This window comes from Cupriavidus oxalaticus (assembly GCF_038900635.1).
GTDB classification, from domain to species: domain Bacteria; phylum Pseudomonadota; class Gammaproteobacteria; order Burkholderiales; family Burkholderiaceae; genus Cupriavidus; species Cupriavidus oxalaticus_B.
On sequence record NZ_JAYMRX010000064.1, the window covers coordinates 1 to 1,336 of the forward strand.

Genomic DNA, 1,336 nt, shown 5'->3' on the forward strand with positions numbered 1-1,336 from the left:
TGGAGCGGCCCCCTGAATCGCCGGACACAGTCCCCCACTTACAATAGCGGGTAGGCATACGACTGTGTTTATGACTAAAACGAAGCAGGAATTGGTGGAAGTGTTGACGGGGCCGGAGCGCCGGCGGCGGTGGTCGCCGGAAGAGAAGCTCGCGATGGTGCGCGAGAGCTGCGAGCCGGGTAAGACGGTATCGATGGTGGCGCGCCAGCATGGCGTAAATCCGAACCAACTCTTTCATTGGCGAAAGCTGTACCAGGACGGCAGCCTGTCTGCGGTCAGTGCTGGAGAGGAGGTGGTGCCAGCTTCCGAGTTGAGCGATGCGCTCAAGCAAGTTCGTGAGCTGCAACGCCTGCTGGGCAAGAAGACCATGGAGAACGAGATTCTCCGTGAGGCAGTGGAGGTGATGAAGTCGCGAAAATGGATTGCGCGCTCACCCTCATTGCCGGGGGACGACCTGTGAAGCGGGTCTGCGAAGTTCTCGGTGTAGCGCGCTCAAATGTGGCAGAGAAGCTGGCTCGTCCTGCAGACTGGCAGGATGGGCGCGGCGCCAGGCAAACCGACGATGCAGGGTTGGTCGAGGAGATTCGCGATGCGGTCGCGCATCTGCCCAGCTACGGCTATCGCCGGGTATGGGGCGTACTGCGCCGGGACCGAGAGCATCGCAGCGCGCCTCCCGTGAACGCGAAGCGGGTCTATCGGGTCATGCGAGCGTACGGCCTGCTACTGCAACGCAGGGTGGCCCCGCCACGCCCGCAGCGCAGGCATGAGGGTAAAGTCGCGGTAGCAAAGACGAACCAGCGGTGGTGCTCTGACGGCTTTGAGTTCCGCTGCGACAACGGCGAGCCGCTGCGCGTGACGTTCGCCCTGGACTGCTGCGACCGCGAGGCGATGAGTTGGGCGGCGACCACCGGTGGGCATAGCGGTGACGTGGTTCGCGACGTGATGTTGGCCGCCGTCGAGAATCGCTTTGGAAACGCGATGAAGACGCCCAGGGAAATTGAATGGCTGACCGATAACGGCTCGGGCTATACGGCCGAAAAGACCAGGGCATTTGCGTCGACCATCGGCCTGAAGCCACTAACCACGCCGGTCTGCAGCCCGCAGAGCAACGGGATGGCCGAGAGCTTTGTGAAGACCATGAAGCGCGACTACGTCGCCTTCATGCCCAAGCCTGATGCCGAGACTGCAGTTCGCAATCTGGCCATTGCCTTTGAGCACTACAACGAGCAGCACCCCCATAGCGCCCTGAATTACCGCTCTCCGCGCGAGTTCAGGCGTGCGATGGCCTTATCAACCTAAGGGTGTGACCGTGTCCGCGGACACGGGGGCAAATCCA

1 protein-coding gene is annotated in these 1,336 nt (G+C 62.1%); it reads left to right on the plus strand.

The features are described from left to right. Positions 1-94: 94 nt before the first annotated feature. Positions 95-1,299, plus strand: a protein-coding gene (locus VSR71_RS34930; RefSeq protein WP_342917900.1) for an IS3 family transposase whose coding sequence is annotated in 2 segments (ribosomal slippage) — positions 95-413 and positions 413-1,299 — 1,206 coding nt in all. Because the reading frame shifts where the segments join, the coding sequence is not laid out codon by codon here. Positions 1,300-1,336 lie beyond the last annotated feature (37 nt).